This window comes from Corallococcus sp. BB11-1 (assembly GCF_026626625.1).
GTDB lineage: Bacteria > Myxococcota > Myxococcia > Myxococcales > Myxococcaceae > Corallococcus > Corallococcus soli.
Genome location: NZ_JAPNJY010000037.1, coordinates 40,320 through 55,443, shown reverse-complemented (window position 1 = coordinate 55,443; position 15,124 = coordinate 40,320). Strand labels below are relative to the sequence as shown.

Genomic DNA, 15,124 nt, shown 5'->3' with positions numbered 1-15,124 from the left:
CGCGCTCGTGGCGATCGCCCTCCAGGGACTGCGGCGGCAGGGCGAACCACAGCTGCGCCCCGTTGCCGCTCATCATCAGCCGCGGGCGGACAAGCCCCTGCGCTTCGCACCAAGCCGCGGCGGCTTCCGCCACCTGGAGCGTCAGCGAGAGCTCGTCCTCGGTGCTGGCCGTGTCCTTGGGACGCACGGGGTCCAGGTCCACCACCGTGGCCGTCACGACCTCGATGTCCTTGCTCCCCGCCCCAGTCCGCAAGGAGCGCAGGACGTTGGGGGCGAGCTCCAGCAGGCGCCGAGGCCGCGGCTGAATGCCCACGTACACGTTGCCATCGGCATTGGCCGCCGCGCAGGCCGCGACGAAGGCCTCCTCGTCGTCGAAGAAGCCCAGGCCGACGATGCCCCCGCCGCCTGGGCGGATGACGCGGACTTCGCTTACGCCGTGCTGTGCGTGCGCCAGCCACCGCCAGGTGGCGCGGATGGCGTCGGGGTCTGGAGTGGTGTCAGAAGGTGTCGTCATCGAAGGTGCTCACTCCCTGTGGTGGTTCAATGCACGTCGGCGTTGGCCGTCACTCCCAGCACCGTGGCGTACTGCTGGCGGCGCTCCGCATGGTGGCGCCGCAAGAGCGGCACCTTCCCGTCGACGAAGTCGATGAGGACGGCGCTCTTCTTCTCCGGGTGGGGACGCATGAGGCGTCCGAGACGCTGGACGGTGCGTCCACGCGCGCGGCCGGGGTACGCCAGGAAGACGCGAGAGAGGCGCGGCAAGTCGAGCCCCTCATCCGCCAGGCTGGTGGCCACCAGGACACGGACGCGCCCGGCGCGAGCCTGGTCCAGGAGTGCCTTGCGCACCTCGCGCGGCACTTCGCTCGTCAACGCCGCGGCCGACAGGCCCGTGGCCGATAGTCGCTGCGCCAGCAGCTCGCAGTGGTCCACACGCCCCGTGAGGACAAGGCACAGGTGGCCTGCCCACGCTTCGCTGGCCACAGCGCCGAGAACGAGGTCATTGCGCGCCTTGTTCTCCGCCAGCGCCTCCAGCATGGGCGCGTAGTCCGCAGCGCGGCAGTACGGGTAGTCGAAGGCCGTCTCCACGGCGCGCACCTCCGGCACCACCAGCACTCCGCGCGCGACGAGGTCCTCGTGCTTCACCACGGCCAGAGGCGCGCCCAGGTAGAAGCGCAGGAGAGGCGTCAGCCCGTCCTCCCGTTCGGGCGTGGCCGTCAGCCCCAGCCGGTAGCGCGCCGGGCAGCGGTCAACGATTCGATGGAAGGCGCTGGCGGCAATGTGGTGGGCCTCGTCGAGGACGAGCAGACCGAAGTGATGGAGGAAGGCGTCGAGCTTCGCCTCGTCCCATCGAGAGAGGGACTGGACGACGGCGACGGTGACGGGCCGCACCTCCTCTTCCCCGGCGCCCACGAGGCCGGCCACCAAGCCCAGGCGCTCGCGGATGTGCTCTCGCCACTGCTCCGCCAAGTCCAAGGTGTGGACGAGGATGAGCGTCGGCGTGCGCAGGCGGGCAATGGCCCCCACGGCGAGGACGCTCTTGCCGGCGCCACAGGGGAGCACCGCGGTCCCCTGGGTGGCCTTCGCCAGCCGCTCCACGGCCGCGGCCTGGTAGTCGCGCAGCGGCACCTCTGGCAGCTTCGCCAGGCGCTTGGGCGGCAGCACCCGCGCGTCCTCGAAGGACAGCGTCAGGCCCGCCTCGTCCGCGGCCCGGCGCAACAGGTGAATGGCCCCGCGCGGCAGCACCAGCTCCCGCTCCTGCTGGCGGAAGAAGTACAGCGTCTGAGGCTCCGCCCCCGGGCGCTTGCGCAGCCGTACCAGCTTCCAATAGGCGGGGTTGGGGAGGGCGAGGACCTGGCAGAGGCCCTCCATCATCTTCGGCGGCACGTCGCCCGCCGCGAGCCTCAGCCCAGCGTCCACGCGCACGCGCAGCGTCTGCTTGCCTGTGGTCGTGGCCGCGTTGTCCGCAGGCGCAGACGGAGCCGTCCCTATGTTGGAGTCCTGGAGGCGAGAGACAACACGTCCCCCGTCCCCGCGCATTTCGGAGAAGTCTTCCACCATTCTTGTTGTCCTCAGTGAGGCGCGTCGGGGGCACGCAACAGGCCCCCCCCCTTCGCGCAGGGCTACGGCAACCGACTTCAGCGGGGCGTGCTCACGGCCCGAAGGGGTCCACGTCCGCGACACTCTCCGCGGAGTACTCGGCCACGAGTGAGTCGACGAAGGCGCGCGCCAGCTCTCCCTTCGAAGCGGGCAGGTCGCGAATGCGCTGCACGCCGAACTTCTGGAGGAACCTGTCTACCGCCTCACGCGGCAGCGCCTTCAACGCCGTAGCCATTGCCTGAGCGAGCTTGACGTCGACGGGCTCCCCCGCCTTCGGACTGGAAGGGGCTGCGGGCGACGTGCCGCTCGCCGCCGCTGCCGCCTCGGCCGCATATAGCTTCGGCAAGTCATGCAGACGCAGCGCCTGGAAGTCCGTCACCTCCGCCGGGGACAACTGCTTCTCCGGCAGGAGGGAGTACGTCGTCTTGGGGTCCTTCGCCGCACCATGGCGCTTCACCTCGAAGGCCCACGTCTCCAAGCCGTACTTCGCCCGCACCTGGAGCAGGTTGGTGAAGAAGGTGGAGGCCTGCTCCATCACCTTCACCTCGCGCGTCCCGTAGACGGCGACGTTGAGGGCCACGCGCAACGAGGGCTTGTGCCCCTGGGCCTTCAGCTTCTCGTCGAAGGGGACGAACTTGTTGTCGAGGAAAACCACCTCGCGCGGGTGCGGCTCCCCAAGGAAGACGACGACGGCGATGTCCCCGTCGTTCGCCAACTTCAGCCAGGCGCCGCCCTGCTGCTCATGCTGCTTGGCCATCGCGGCCGTCTGCTCCCACATGTTGCTGGCCATGGTGCTTCACTCCTCCTTCTGGCGGTGCGTAGTGGGGGAGGGGCGCTCGCGCCGGTACACCGAGAACAGCTCAGTGCCGTCATCCGTGGAGCCCGCCGCCTCGATGTTGAAGTCCGCATCGGTGTCCACCACGTGCTGAATTTCCCAGCGACGGAAGAGTCCCGGCAGGCGGATGTAGTCATGGGCCTGAGCCTCGTCGCACTCGCAGCAGAGGCACGCGCTGCGCACCTCCGCTTTCGGCTCTGAGTCACCCCGGCTCACCACCCGGAGGCGGTGTCCGTCAATGCGAGCGACGAAGCGCACGAATGTTTCATCGTGCTCGAAGTTGTTTCGCGCGGCTGTTTTCATTCAACCCCTCCAAGTTGTAGGCAATACAGTAGCGTTGCTGTCCGCCGGGACGGACAGGGCGTCTCGAAGCAAGATTGGATTGGGGCGCGAGGCGGCCCCTCTACTCCCTCAAAGCCAGGTGGCGCGAGCCGGGGACACGCGATTCGCGCATCCCGTCAGTCGTCCCCACCCGCTGCCCTCTCGGCTGTTTCGGAATCCACAAACTCTAAAAAGCACCCCCACCCGCCGATTTGGGACAAGGAATCTTTTCTGGGCATTTTTTCTTCATTTTCCGCAGACGCCCCAGGGCCCGCTGGACGCGCTTGCGCGCCGTTTCGGGCGACAGCCCACGGCTCGCTGCCACCTCGACATAGTCCTCTTCGCGAAGAAGGACGGACACCACCAGGTCGGTGTCCTCGCCCGTCAGCGGGAGGAGCCACGCACGCAGCTCCTCCACCTCGGCGTTGAAGGAGCGGGCTCGAGAGGCAGAGGGGGTGAGCCACGGCACCAAGAGCGCCCCGCCGTCCGCGTCCGCCAGTAACTGAAGGCGCGCGCGGTGGCGTTGCTCCACCAGCTCCTTGTGCCAGGCCTTGAGGACGTCGCGCTCCGTCCCACGCACGAGTGTCCCAGCCACGCGCTGGACACCGGCCAAGCTGACGCGCGCCACGAGACTCATGAAGGACGCGACAATCGAGGAAACCACTTCCGCGGGCGGGTGGCCCGTTCGCCTGAGACATCGGCGATACACGCCGTCCAACCCCGGCCACAGGCCCAGCCACAACAGGGCCACGAAGAAGCGGGCCGAGGCTCCCATCTGCACCAACGTGACGAGGCCCGCGAGCAGCCCATCCTTGACGTGAGAGTCGCCTTCGCGCGCCGTGAGAAATGAAACAAGGGCCTCCGGCTCCTCGAAGTCGGAGAGTGCCTCCCAGTTGCGCCGCACCAAGCGGTAGGCGCGCCTCGCCTCAGCCGTCCGGATGGCCACGCCAAGCTCTTGATGAAGAGCATTCCAGCTACGACTCACAGATGAATGCCGCCCCGGCCCTGCGCTCGGCGCACAGAGAAAGCCAGGTGAGTGGGTAGAGAAGGCCGAGCCCCGGTGGAGGAAATGACGCCAGCGCCTCCGCGGTGTCCCTCCTTTGGCGGGGGACTCGAGGCTGCGGCGAGCCAATCGAAGGAAGAGAGGACGCCACCTGCGCGTCCAAGCCCCTCCGAAACCTCCGTTACGGTAACGGACGAGCGCCCTTCCGACTGGGGGCCCGGCAACGGGAAAGTGGTGTCCCCAAGAAGACGGGGGTGCCACCTCCACACAGGCCGCGCCCAGGTCGAACGACGCCCCCGCCCGCCGACACCACCGGCAGGGCCAGGCTAATCACAACAAATCTGCACACCCTCTCAATTCTGAAATTCAAGCAACTTCCTCACAGCCCAAGGGCGACACATCACTGAGACATGCCCTCACGCAAGACGCACGACACGCTCCAACAGCGGAGGCATCAAAAGTCGGGTGGCGTGAAGTCGGGGACACAGCACCGCGCGTCTTGCGACTTTCATGCCTGGGGCGTTGCCACTCGGGCTCCGCCTTCACGAGAGGGACTGAGCCGTCCACACATCCGGACGTGCACCGAGTGAAACATTTTCTCTCTCCGTATCATCGCCCATCGTTCCACAGGAGCGCACCCGGCAGCAGTCGCATCCTGCGCACCTCACACCGGGGAGCGACGGCGTTGGAAGGCCGCAGGTGACGCGGAAAACGTCACCCCCAGCCCTGGGGGCGGCTACCACCCCTTCCACGAGCCTGGAGGCCGTTTCCGGCCGTCCTGTGGGCATTCACAGGCCATGGCATGGACGTGCGCCCCCCTCGACAAGCGCCCGCTCGCATGCGCCTTCACAACCAGCCACAGCGACTTCACTTGACGTCTCAATAGTGGCAGTCGGTGGCAGGCCGTGGCAGCCCTATCTGCCACCCTCTTCTTCTATAAATTCAATATCTTATCTTGAAGTGGCAGAGGTGGCAGTGTTTCAAAAAATACCCCTACGTAGCGGGCGCGCGCATATTTGAATGACACTATTCAATAGGGGGTCAAGAGGACACTCTCCCTAAGCGGCATTACCCCAGAAAACACTGCCACCACCGCCACCTCCGCCACTCCTGCGATTTCACTAGGGAATTTCGTGGCAGCCTTTTGAGTCGAGCCTGCCACGGCTGCCACCCTCCGGCTCCGCGTTGGCCTTCCAGGTGCGCGAGCGAAATAAGCGTCGATGCAGGTGTCCCCGAAATCACGCCGAAGGCCTTTGCTCTGCCTTACGCCCGCATGTCATTCGCTCGGGGAAAATCAAAAATAAATTTGGGCGAAATGATTTCTTGTCCCAAATCAAAGGGATGGGGTGCTTTTAGGGTGTATCGGCAAACACGCGCCGCCGACATCCGCGCATGGCCCTTACCCACCACCTCCAGCCCACCCCCGCCACACAACGTCCGCCTGGCGTAACGTGCGAAGCGTATGTCCGCGGCGAGGGCAAGCACTGCCTGCACTACCGTCCTGGTGGTGGCTGCACCCTGCCCGGCGTGGGCACCTGCACCGAGTGGCTGAAGGTGAATCGGCAGGCCCGGCCTCATCGTGACGTGGCCGCGCCGCCCGCCCCCGTGCCTCCGGCGAAGTCCGCTCTGGTTGCGGTGGATCTCTTCGGCCATCCGCTGAGCGAGGCTGGCTCGAAGAAGATCGCCCCAGCCCCCGCCTCCAAGCCCGCGCCACCAGATGCGTCTCCCGATGTGAAGAAGCTGGACGCGGAGGCCCCGCTCTCCGGCCTGCGCGGCCTCACCGACGAGGACATCGCCAGCTTCAAGGCCCTCAACGCCGAGGTGTGCTTCCGCTCCGAAACCTACGGCGAAGTGTGGCTCGTCCCGGCCTACACCGGCCAGGCCCGGAAGGAACTCACCCCGGAGCACGCCGCCACCCTGGTGCGCGTCCTGTCTGCCTTCCCAGGCTCTCGCGTCATGTCCCTCGAGAAGCGGCCGGCCTCCGCGGAGGTGTCGCCATGAGCGTGCCCCGCGTCTGTGAAATAGACACACGGGGCCGCTCCCTGCACCCGCTTCGACTTGATGTCTCGCTCGGAAAGAGCGTGATGACTGTCTCGCGACACGCCACTGCATCGGCCCGGAGGCCCACGCCATGAGCGGACTGCGAAACGAACACCTCTCGTTCAGCCGACTGAGCCGCTTCGATGCCTGCCCGCTGTCCTACAGGCTCCACTACCTCGACAAGCGCACCGCCGAGCCCGGCGTCCCCCTGAGCTTCGGCAAGGCACTGCACGCCGTCCTCGAGCGACTCCTCCAGGAAGTCGTCGACACCGAGTACGTGGGCCCGCTCTCCGAGGAGCGCGCCCTCCAGCTCTACCGTGAAGAGTGGGCCGCCTCGGGCCTCTCCGGCCTGGACCTCTTCCAGCAGGGCCTCGGCATCCTCCAGGACTTCGTCCGCCAGCAGGGTCGCGTGGACTCCCGCGACATCCTCGCCATCGAGAAGGAGTTCCGCCTGCCGGTGGGGCCCTTCACCGTCCTGGGCTTCATCGACCGCGTCGACTGGGTGGACGACGAGACAGTCCACGTCATGGACTACAAGTCCAACCACCAGCTCTTCACCCGCGAGGAGCTGGACTCCAGTCTCCAGCTCAGCCTCTACGCCCTTGCCGCGCGCCGCATGTGGCCCTGGGCGAAGAAGGTGCGCCTGTCCATGTGGATGCTGCGCCACGGCGTGCGGCAGGAGACGACGCGCACCGAGGAGCAGCTGGAAGCCGCCCTCGCGTACGTCGAGACGCTGGGCCAGCAGATGGAGACGGCGGAGGCCTTCCCCGCCCGCCTCAACCCCAACTGCGCGTACTGCGACCACCGGCGCGACTGCCCCACCTACGCCCGCGCGCTGACGGGCCAGCGTGAAGTCGTCTGCAGGGACATGTCCGACTTGGAGTCCGTCGCTCGCGAGCGTGAAGAAGTCGCCCAGCTCGCGAAGATTCTCGGCGCGCGCAAGGCGGAGCTGGAGGGCGTCCTCCGAGCCCACCTCGCTGAGCAGGACGAGCTCGTCCTCGCCGGCACGCGCTACCGCATGTTCAACACCACCAGCCTCGATTACCCGCTGGAGCCCACCGTTGCCGTGTTGGCCCAGGCCACCGGCCTCCCTCGTGAGGAGCTGGTGCAGCGCCTCGCCAGCGTCGAGAAGAAGGCCCTCGACGCGCTGCTGAAGGACGCGGGCAAGCGCCTGGGCACCGCACACGTCGCGCTGCTGAAGGCCGAGCTGGACTCCCTCGCCACCAAACACCACTCGCCCCGCTTCTGGGCCAAGGAGGTCGCATAGTGCTCGCTCATCCTGCTTCCGACACCACCCCTGTCTCCGCTCTCCCCCCGCCGCTCTTCCCCAGCCTCCCGCCGCACCTGCGGACGCTCGCCTTCATTGACTTGGAGACGACGGGGCTGGATGCCTCCCATCACGAGGTGCTGGAGGTGGCCGTCCTCCGCGTCGACGCCCGCAGCCTCAAGGTGCTGGCGGAGTACGAGGCCCGCGTGCAGCCCACCCGGCTGGCCGACGCCCACCCCGAAGCCCTGGCCGTGTGCGGCTACTCCGACGAGGAGTGGCGGGACGCCCTGCCTCTGCAGGAGGTCCTCGCCACCGTAACGCCTCTCCTGGCGGGCACCCTCGTGGCCGGCCACAACACCAGCTTTGACTGGGGCTTCCTCGTCGAGGGCTACCGCCGCACCGAGCTGACCCTGCCCAGCGTCGACTACCACCGCCTCGACACCGCCAGCCTCGCGTGGCCGCTGCTCGCCACGGGCGAGGTGGAGTCCCTCTCTCTCAACGCCCTGGCCAAGCGCTTCGGCCTCCACCGGCCCACGCCCCACCGAGCCATGGCGGACGCCCGCTGCGCGCTGGAGTTGGCCCGCTGCCTCGCCGTGCGCATGGCCCGGGGCGGGCACATGGAGCGGCTGCTGGAGGAGTCGGGAGGTGTCTCGTGAGTGGAGCTTCCTCTCGTCGCAAGGGCGCTGACTTCGAGCGCGCCCTCGTCCATCGCTTCCGCGAGGCCATGCCCGAAGCGCTCATCCGCCGCGGCCTCCAGTATCGCACCGGCCAGGAAGTGTCGGACGTCGAGGTGCCGTGCTTCTGGGTGGAGTCGAAGGCCCACCAGCGCACCAACGTCCGCGAGGCCCTGCGCCAGGCCGTGGAGACGTGCCCGGCGGGCCGCTGGCCCCTGGCCGTGTGCAAGGACGACGGGCAGACGCCCCTCGTCACCATGCAGTTGGACGACTTCTTGGAGCTGGTGCGCGAGTGGTGGGAGGCCCGTCCTCAGTGAGTGACTTCTTTGGCCACCTCCTGGGCCTGCTGCGTGTGGAGGCGCTCGCCCCTCGGCACCAGGCCGTCTTCGCGGCTGCACGCACTCAGCGGCCGGCATTCGCGCGTCATGCCACGCTCGAATCGGTGCTGGCCGCCATGGCTGACGCGCGCGAGGAGACGTACCCGGAGCGGGAAGCCCTCACCCGGGCCCTGGTGGCCGAAATGCAGGCTTCCTCCAGCCCCGCGTGGACGGCTGCCCTCGCCACCGCCTACGCCCCCATGTTGCGTCGCCTGCGCCGCCGCCTCCTCGGTAACGCGGTGCCCAGAGAGGACCTGGACCAGCTCGTCCTCGCCACCTTCCTCTCCGTCGCGCGCGCCTTCCCCCTCTCGCGCTGGGGTGACTGGACTGCCGTCCGCCTGCGCCAGCAGACGGCGCGCGAGGTGTTCCGTTACCTGCGCAAGGAGCGCGCGGAGCAGCACGAGACGTACACCCAGGAGCAACTCGCCGAGTGGCTGCCTGACGTGCGGTCCGTCACTCCGGTGGAGAGCCCCAGGCGGCCCAGTGTCCGCCGCAGCTTCGTGAAGCGTGACGCAGTGCTGGTGCATCTGGCCCAGGCCACCCTGCCTCGCAGCGACGTCGAAGTCCTCATGGCGACGGTCGTCCGGCGCGAGAAGCTGCGCGCCTACGTCAGCCGCCTCGTCGAGGGCGACGCCGCCGAGGCCGAGAGGACGTACCAGCGACTGAAGCGCCAGCGCACGCGGCTGATGCAGCGCCTGCGCACCCAGGCCGTGGACGCGGTGCCGCAGCCCTCCGGAGGCTGCTGAGGGAAGGCATGGCCCAGAAGAAGCCCCTCAAGAAGCTGGGGCGCCCCACCAAGGCCGAAGGCCCTCGGCTGCCCCATGCCGAGGTGGACAAGCTCCTCGTGGAAGGCGAGGAGGTGCCCACCACGCGGGGCCGTGTGAAGCGCCGCTTCCCCTCCCTCCGCGAGGTGGCCCAGCGCTTCGGTGTCGCCCACAGCTCCGTCGCCAAGTACGCCCAGCAGCATGACTGCCTCGGCCGCCGCAAGCGCCTCCTCGCGGGGCAACCTCCACCCGAGGTTGTGGAGCCTCCCGAGACGCCACCGGCTCCACCGCCCGCGAAGCGCAAGATGGGTCGCCCCCGCAAGTCCGAGGAGCCCGCGCTCCCGCGCCAGGAGCTGGACAAGGCCCTCGTCTTCGGCGACGTGAAGGCGCTCCCCGACGGCTCCACCATGACGTCCTACGCCTCGTACCGCGAGCTGGCCGACCGCTTCGGCGTAGCCACCTCGCTCGTCGCCAACTACGCCAAGGAGCACAACTGCCTGCGCCGCCGCGAGGAGGCCAAGACGCGCATCGCCACCAAGGCGGACCAGAAGCTCATCGAGCTGCGCGCCACCGCCATCGCCGTCTCCAAGGACGACGCCCTGAAGATGATTGACGGCTACCTCCTCGGCTTCGAGGAGGCACTCGCCGAGGGCCGCGTGCGCGTCGACAATCCCACCGACTTCAACACCATGGTGCGGCTCAAGGAGTTCGTCCAAGGCGGCGCCGACTCCCGCCAGGAGCTGCACGCCAGCTTCTCGCTGGAGGGCCTCCAGGCCCGGCACGCTCTGGCACTACGAGCTGCCCGTGAGACGACACCTGCCGAGCGTGGTGAGGTGGATGCCGAGGTGGAGAGCAGCGACGCAGCCTCTACTGGTCCTATTTGACCCAGGACTAATACTACCTGGACACTTCGGGCGTTCCCCTCGGAGAATCGCTGGAACTCCGAGGGAAGCGACCGAGCAGTACTAGGCGCATTGATAAGTCCACATCGCGATCCGGATCCAAATAGGAATCACACGACCTCATGCCTCAGCCCAACACGACCTACACCGTATTCTACGCATGGCAGTCGGATATCAGCCCGGCAAGTCACGGTTCTGCATTCATCCGAAACACCCTGCAAGCCGCAATAATAGAAGTTGAGAAACTGCTTGGCGACGGAATTCGATTAAATCTTGACGAGGCAACGCGCGGCGAAGTTGGAAGTCCCGACATTCCGCAAACCATCTTCAGGAAGATATCTGAGTGCGATATTTTCATTGGTGATCTTACAACAATAAACAAGGACTCGGCTAGCGGGCGCAAGGTGCAGAACCCCAACGTTCTTGTCGAGCTTGGCCATGCAGCCGCATTGCTGGGGTGGTCTCGCGTGATAATGGTGTTGAATGAGGCATTCGGCGGACCTGAGGACCTGCCGTTCGACGTCGACCGTAGGCGGGCTTCTAAATTCAAGCTTCCGCCGCCGTCAGGAGACCCCAACAAAGATGCCAGTCTGAGGTCCAATGCCACTGGAATGCTTTCGGCCTTGCTGCGCGACGCTATGAAGGAGATCCTCCTAGCGTCTCCGGAGAAGCCGGTTGTTGTCCACGCGAACCCCGTCGCGATCAAGAGGGAGCGAGACTTAAGAACGTTTCGGAGATTATTGCGCTTTCTTAATCCAGACGTCTTTGACGAACTCGGCAGAAACGCTCCGCGGCGTCTGGAGGACTGGGTGCTTGACTTCTGGAGTGACTTCGATGGACTCTGGAACTCTTCGTCGACGCATGTTTATGACGAACTGGCCAAATCATTGCTGAGCGAACTGCACAGCAATTGGGACACATTGGTCTCACATCAGCATTACGTGTCAGGCGTAGGGGATTTTATTGTCTGGGAAACGCCTGGCGATATGTTTCCGTCACCTCAATCTGAGGCTGACTTCAAAGAGGCAAATCGCCAAGTACAACTTGTGCGGACGCGCTTTTCTGAATTCATGGCGCACTTGCGCGCTCAATATGTGGAAATTGATCTCGATGAGGCAAAGCGAGAGTCGTGGGCGCATCATCACCGCGTCCATCAACAACTAACGAGCCAAGACTAATACTACTCGGTCAGATGAATCGAGCGAGGCAGTCCCGTGTTGACGGAGCCTGACGCCCGCCCAACTGCGCAAGCTCGACCGAGCGCTGACCAAGTACCTGGACTCCATGACGGTGAGAGTGGGGCGCGCCGAGAGACGTCGCGCCCCCGCCGACCCCGCCTGAGAGTGCCCTCTGGTAAGTGAACGCGGGCACTTTCGCGTTCAGTTTCGCCGTTCACTTTCGCCGCGCTAGGCCTAGCCTGGTCACTTTCCCCCGGGAGCTCCACTTGGCGCGCAGAAGCACACGTCTGGCGCCACAGCCTTCGTAGTTTCGCGAGGTTACGGCGGACAGCCACCAGGTCCTCGAGCGCCGCGGTACGAGTTTGGGCCTGAACTCGCGCCCGGAAGCACACTCCGTCCAGCGGGCCGGACGCCAGCGCGCCGTTCACTTCCCCAGCCCGGGACGCCCTGCTCCGCTGCGCCCCGCTGGCCGCCACGTGGCCCACCTGGCGCTCGGCCCCGGTTAGCTCCGCGCACCGCGCCTGTCGCCGCGTGGCGCCCCATTCGTGCGCGCGTGTCCCCCAGCACTTCGGGCCGCAGGCCTTTGTCTTCCTCGTGAGTCCCACGAACCCCCGAGCTGCCCTCGAAGCCCCGGCCCTCCGCCCCGCGCGCACCTGGGCGCGCGTGCCGTTACCAGGGCCGAGCCGAATGGCCGAAAATGGGTAAAGGCGGCCATTCGGCGTCACCGCCCCGACGCTGTTTCGCGCGCTTACGAGGCCTCCTGGCGGGCCGAAGCGCCGAGGCCAATGGCCGCTTTCCGCTGGTTGGCGCCATGCCGCCCGTCACGCGGCCCAGCTCCTCCCCAGTCACCTTCACCGCCTGCCCCGGCCGGGCGCAACCATGCCTACCGATGACGCCAGCACGCCCACCCCGCCTACCCCTGACGCCAGGGTGGGGGGTGGTGCGATCTTTCGTGCGGGGTGCGCCGCCGGGGCGTGTACCTGGGGCCCTTTTCGAGAGGGTCAGCTCCGAAAAAGTGAACACCCCTCCCCTGTTCATTTGCGCCCGGTAAGTGAACGCCTCGCGCTGTTCACTTTCGCCGGCTGCGGCTGCGCCAGGGATGGCCTGCGCGAGCGTTGCGCCCGGCCGCCCCTCACCGCCTCCGCGCGGCACCCTGGCCCAACCAAGGGCTCTCGCGGGCGCTCAGCGCGGAGGCGGCATTCCCCATCAGCAGGGCAGGTCCTGCGTCACGCGCACCAGCTCGTCGTCCGAGGGGTGCGTGTAGATGACCGTGGAGTCGATGCTGCGCTGGCGCGCGAAGCGCTGAGTGAGGCGGATGTCCTTCGTCCTCCGGTACACCCCGGTGCACGCGGTGTGGCGCACGGCGTGGAAGTTCAGGTGCCGCTCCAGGCCCGCGCGCTCCTGCCACACCGCAAAGCCGTGGCGCACCTGCCGCGTGGACAGGCGCATGCCCTTGCGGCTCAGGAAGAGCGGCGCCTGGGGCCCCACATCGTGTCCCTGCGCCCGCTTCAGCCGCAGCAGCTTCTCCAGCTTCGCGCGCACTGTGTCCGAGAGAACGATTTCCTGGGGGCCCGGGTGTCGACGGCTGCCCTTGAAGACAGTAAGCGTCACGTGCCGGCGCGCGCGCCCGCGCTCGTTGAATATGTCGCCGATGTTGAGGGCGACCAGCTCGTGCTCACGCAGGCCCGAGGCCAGCGCGAGGCTGTAGAGACAGTGGTCCCTGAAGCCCTCCTTGTGCGCCCCCGTGGCGCGCAGCAGGAGCGCAACCTCTTTCTCCGTGAGGGTGCGAGGCGGGCGCGTAACAGCGGCATAGGCAGACATGGCGACTCCGTCGTGAAGAGGACGCGGCCATACGCGCTCTGGTGCCGAGAGAAAGCAACGGAACATGCAGGGAGGACAGCGTGACGCTCGGCATCGTCAAGCGCACCGAGGATGACCTCACACAGTGGCTGGCCACCGAGTCCGGATTCATTTCCGGGTTGTGCCAGTACGACAACGAACCTGTGGTGCTGGAGCCGTACCAGCAGTCCTTTCTCGGCAACCGCTCCCGATTCAGGTGGGTGGCGAAGAGTCGCCAGGTGGGCTTCTCCTTCCTCTTCGCCCTCGAGGCCCTGGCGCGGTGCCACCTGCGCGACGGCCACACGGCGGTCTTCGTTTCGTACAACCTCTCGGACGCCGTCGAGAAGGTGCTCATCGCCCGGCAGGTGTACGAGGAGCTGCCGCTCGCTTACCAGAAGAAGCTCGTGACGGATGCCAAGACGGAGCTGGCCTTCGAGTCGAACTCCCGAGGCCGCCGCCTCTCCCGCATCATCTCCGTTCCCGCCAAGCCTCCGCGCGGCAAGCGCGGCGATGTCTACCTCGACGAGCTGGCGCACCTAGTCAACGACCGCGAAGTCTATACAGGCAGCACCGCCCTCATCCTGCGCTCGCATGGACAACTCACAGGGGGCAGCACCCCGCTCGGCCGGCGAGGCATCTTCTGGGAGATAGATACCCAGGAGCTGAGGAAGTACCCGCACCACACCCGCCAACTGGTGCCCTGGTGGCTGTGCCGCTTCTTCAGCCTGGACGTGAAGCGCGCCTCGGTGGAGGCCCCCTTCATGTCCACCGAGGAGCGCGTCGCTCGCTTCGGGCGCCCCGTCCTCACCGAGCAGTTCGACTCCCTGCCGCAGGAGGACTTCCAGCAGGAGTTCGAATGCCTTTTACGTCGACGAGTCCTACAGCTTCCTCCCCTACGAGCTCATCCTCCCGTGCACCACCGACGAGCTGCCGCTGGCCCAGGACGCCTCCGACGTGCCTGTGCCCCAGGGCCGCCTGGTGGCGGGCTTCGACGTGGGCCGCACGCGAGACCGCTCGGAGCTTGCCGTCTTCGAGGAGGTGGAGGGCCGCTTCACCTGTCGCATGCTGCGCAGCTTCGAGAGCGTGTCCTTCGCTGAGCAGGAGGCCCACCTGCGGCGCCTCCTCTCCGTCCTGCCCGTGGCGCGCCTCAGCGTCGATAGGAGCGGCATCGGCATGAACCTCGCGGAGAACCTCGCTCGGGACTTCCCCCAGGTGGTGGCGGAGAACTTCACGAACGAGTCCAAGGAGCGCTGGGCCACCGACTTCAAGATTCTCCTTCAGCGAAGGGACGTCACCCTGCCGCGAGAGCGTGAGCTTGTCGGACAGATTCACTCCATCAAGCGCCGCGTGCTGCCCTCGGGGAAGGTGTCCTTCGACGCTGAGCGCACCAACCGTGGGCACGCGGACAAGTTCTGGGCGGTGGTCCTTGCGTGCCAGCGCGAGCGGGGACCGGAGCGCCACTGCGGTGGCGAAATTGGCGTGCGGGTGATTGGGTAGTTAGGAAAGTGCAACACTCCGACAGTGGCTGCCGCTGCGGGCTCTACAATCAGGTGCGGAACAGTCGAAGGCCATTGCGCGGGAGGTCCCGCCACACAGCCCTCACGACCAAGCACTAAGGAATTCCCAAAGAGGAAGAATCAATGTCCCTTCCTCCCACGCCAGCATTGTGGCTGAAATAGATGGACAGGCCCGCTACTGTCGCTCGCTCAATTCTTGGCGCACTGCGCCGGCGCGTGTCCCAGGAGGCACCTAGCACGGAGCATCCCAGCAGATCGGTCCTCGCAGAACAACATTCACTCTTCTACGAGCGAAGTCTGAAGGCCCCAA

At 66.7% G+C, this 15,124-nt stretch carries 14 protein-coding genes and 1 pseudogene; 9 read left to right on the top strand and 6 right to left on the bottom strand.

The features are described 5' to 3' along the window. From OV207_RS32520 to OV207_RS32500, 5 genes and pseudogenes are all read right to left on the bottom strand, one after another. Nucleotides 1-514, bottom strand: a pseudogene (locus OV207_RS32520) (hypothetical protein); the annotation flags it as partial. A gap of 26 nt (nt 515-540) precedes the next feature. After that, nucleotides 541-2,058, bottom strand: a complete 1,518-nt coding sequence (locus tag OV207_RS32515; RefSeq protein ID WP_267558925.1) for a DEAD/DEAH box helicase — start codon at nt 2,056-2,058, stop codon at nt 541-543. Between the two features lie 91 nt (nt 2,059-2,149). Further along, the gene (locus OV207_RS32510; RefSeq protein WP_267558923.1) at nt 2,150-2,887 is read right to left on the bottom strand and encodes a hypothetical protein; all 738 of its coding nucleotides are present in this window, start codon (nt 2,885-2,887) and stop codon (nt 2,150-2,152) included. A 6-nt stretch (nt 2,888-2,893) separates the two neighbouring features. Further along, nucleotides 2,894-3,235 carry a hypothetical protein gene (locus OV207_RS32505; RefSeq protein ID WP_120582197.1) on the bottom strand — a complete coding sequence of 114 codons (342 nt, stop codon included), beginning with the start codon at nt 3,233-3,235 and terminating at the stop codon, nt 2,894-2,896. Nucleotides 3,236-3,440: 205 nt separating this feature from the next. Next, the gene (locus OV207_RS32500; RefSeq protein WP_267558920.1) at nt 3,441-4,199 is read right to left on the bottom strand and encodes a sigma-70 family RNA polymerase sigma factor; all 759 of its coding nucleotides are present in this window, start codon (nt 4,197-4,199) and stop codon (nt 3,441-3,443) included. 1,449 nt (nt 4,200-5,648) lie between these two features. Here OV207_RS32500 and OV207_RS32495 point away from each other — a divergent pair. From OV207_RS32495 to OV207_RS32465, 7 genes are all read left to right on the top strand, one after another. Beyond that, nucleotides 5,649-6,257 (top strand): hypothetical protein, encoded by a 609-nt coding sequence (locus OV207_RS32495; protein WP_267558918.1) that lies wholly within the window; start codon nt 5,649-5,651, stop codon nt 6,255-6,257. Between the two features lie 130 nt (nt 6,258-6,387). Further along, the gene (locus OV207_RS32490) at nt 6,388-7,563 is read left to right on the top strand and encodes a RecB family exonuclease (RefSeq protein ID WP_267558916.1); all 1,176 of its coding nucleotides are present in this window, start codon (nt 6,388-6,390) and stop codon (nt 7,561-7,563) included. Further along, entirely contained in the window at nt 7,563-8,219 is a 657-nt protein-coding gene (locus OV207_RS32485; RefSeq protein WP_267558915.1) for a 3'-5' exonuclease, read from the top strand. The genes OV207_RS32490 and OV207_RS32485 overlap by 1 nt, the downstream gene beginning before the upstream one ends. Continuing rightward, nucleotides 8,216-8,554, top strand: coding sequence for a hypothetical protein (locus OV207_RS32480; protein ID WP_267558913.1), 339 nt, complete (start codon nt 8,216-8,218; stop codon nt 8,552-8,554). Before OV207_RS32485 ends, OV207_RS32480 begins: the two co-directional genes overlap by 4 nt. Then, nucleotides 8,530-9,360, top strand: coding sequence for a hypothetical protein (locus OV207_RS32475; protein ID WP_324291583.1), 831 nt, complete (start codon nt 8,530-8,532; stop codon nt 9,358-9,360). Before OV207_RS32480 ends, OV207_RS32475 begins: the two co-directional genes overlap by 25 nt. 8 nt (nt 9,361-9,368) lie before the next feature. Next, nucleotides 9,369-10,262, top strand: coding sequence for an AT hook motif domain protein (locus OV207_RS32470; RefSeq protein ID WP_267558910.1), 894 nt, complete (start codon nt 9,369-9,371; stop codon nt 10,260-10,262). 140 nt (nt 10,263-10,402) lie between these two features. Further along, complete coding sequence (locus OV207_RS32465; RefSeq protein ID WP_267558909.1) at nt 10,403-11,458, top strand: hypothetical protein; 1,056 nt, start codon at nt 10,403-10,405, stop codon at nt 11,456-11,458. Nucleotides 11,459-12,664: 1,206 nt separating this feature from the next. Here OV207_RS32465 and OV207_RS32460 read toward each other — a convergent pair. Then, complete coding sequence (locus OV207_RS32460) at nt 12,665-13,279, bottom strand: tyrosine-type recombinase/integrase (RefSeq protein ID WP_267558908.1); 615 nt, start codon at nt 13,277-13,279, stop codon at nt 12,665-12,667. Nucleotides 13,280-13,359: 80 nt separating this feature from the next. On the opposite strand from OV207_RS32460, the gene OV207_RS32455 reads away from it, so the two are divergent. Both OV207_RS32455 and OV207_RS32450 read left to right on the top strand, forming a co-directional pair. After that, complete coding sequence (locus OV207_RS32455; protein ID WP_267558906.1) at nt 13,360-14,394, top strand: terminase large subunit domain-containing protein; 1,035 nt, start codon at nt 13,360-13,362, stop codon at nt 14,392-14,394. After that, nucleotides 14,276-14,794, top strand: coding sequence for a terminase (locus OV207_RS32450; RefSeq protein ID WP_267558929.1), 519 nt, complete (start codon nt 14,276-14,278; stop codon nt 14,792-14,794). The genes OV207_RS32455 and OV207_RS32450 overlap by 119 nt, the downstream gene beginning before the upstream one ends. The last annotated feature ends 330 nt before the right edge of the window (nt 14,795-15,124 follow it).

Excerpts from the sequence above, each read along its gene's own strand:
- OV207_RS32470 (WP_267558910.1), top strand. The coding sequence starts at position 9,369 with ATGGCCCAGAAGAAGCCCCTCAAGAAGCTGGGGCGCCCCACCAAGGCC.
- OV207_RS32490 (WP_267558916.1), top strand. The coding sequence starts at position 6,388 with ATGAGCGGACTGCGAAACGAACACCTCTCGTTCAGCCGACTGAGCCGC.
- OV207_RS32515 (WP_267558925.1), bottom strand. The coding sequence starts at position 2,058 with ATGGTGGAAGACTTCTCCGAAATGCGCGGGGACGGGGGACGTGTTGTC.
- OV207_RS32505 (WP_120582197.1), bottom strand. The coding sequence starts at position 3,235 with ATGAAAACAGCCGCGCGAAACAACTTCGAGCACGATGAAACATTCGTG.
- OV207_RS32510 (WP_267558923.1), bottom strand. The coding sequence starts at position 2,887 with ATGGCCAGCAACATGTGGGAGCAGACGGCCGCGATGGCCAAGCAGCAT.
- OV207_RS32460 (WP_267558908.1), bottom strand. The coding sequence starts at position 13,279 with ATGTCTGCCTATGCCGCTGTTACGCGCCCGCCTCGCACCCTCACGGAG.
- OV207_RS32495 (WP_267558918.1), top strand. The coding sequence starts at position 5,649 with ATGGCCCTTACCCACCACCTCCAGCCCACCCCCGCCACACAACGTCCG.
- OV207_RS32465 (WP_267558909.1), top strand. The coding sequence starts at position 10,403 with ATGCCTCAGCCCAACACGACCTACACCGTATTCTACGCATGGCAGTCG.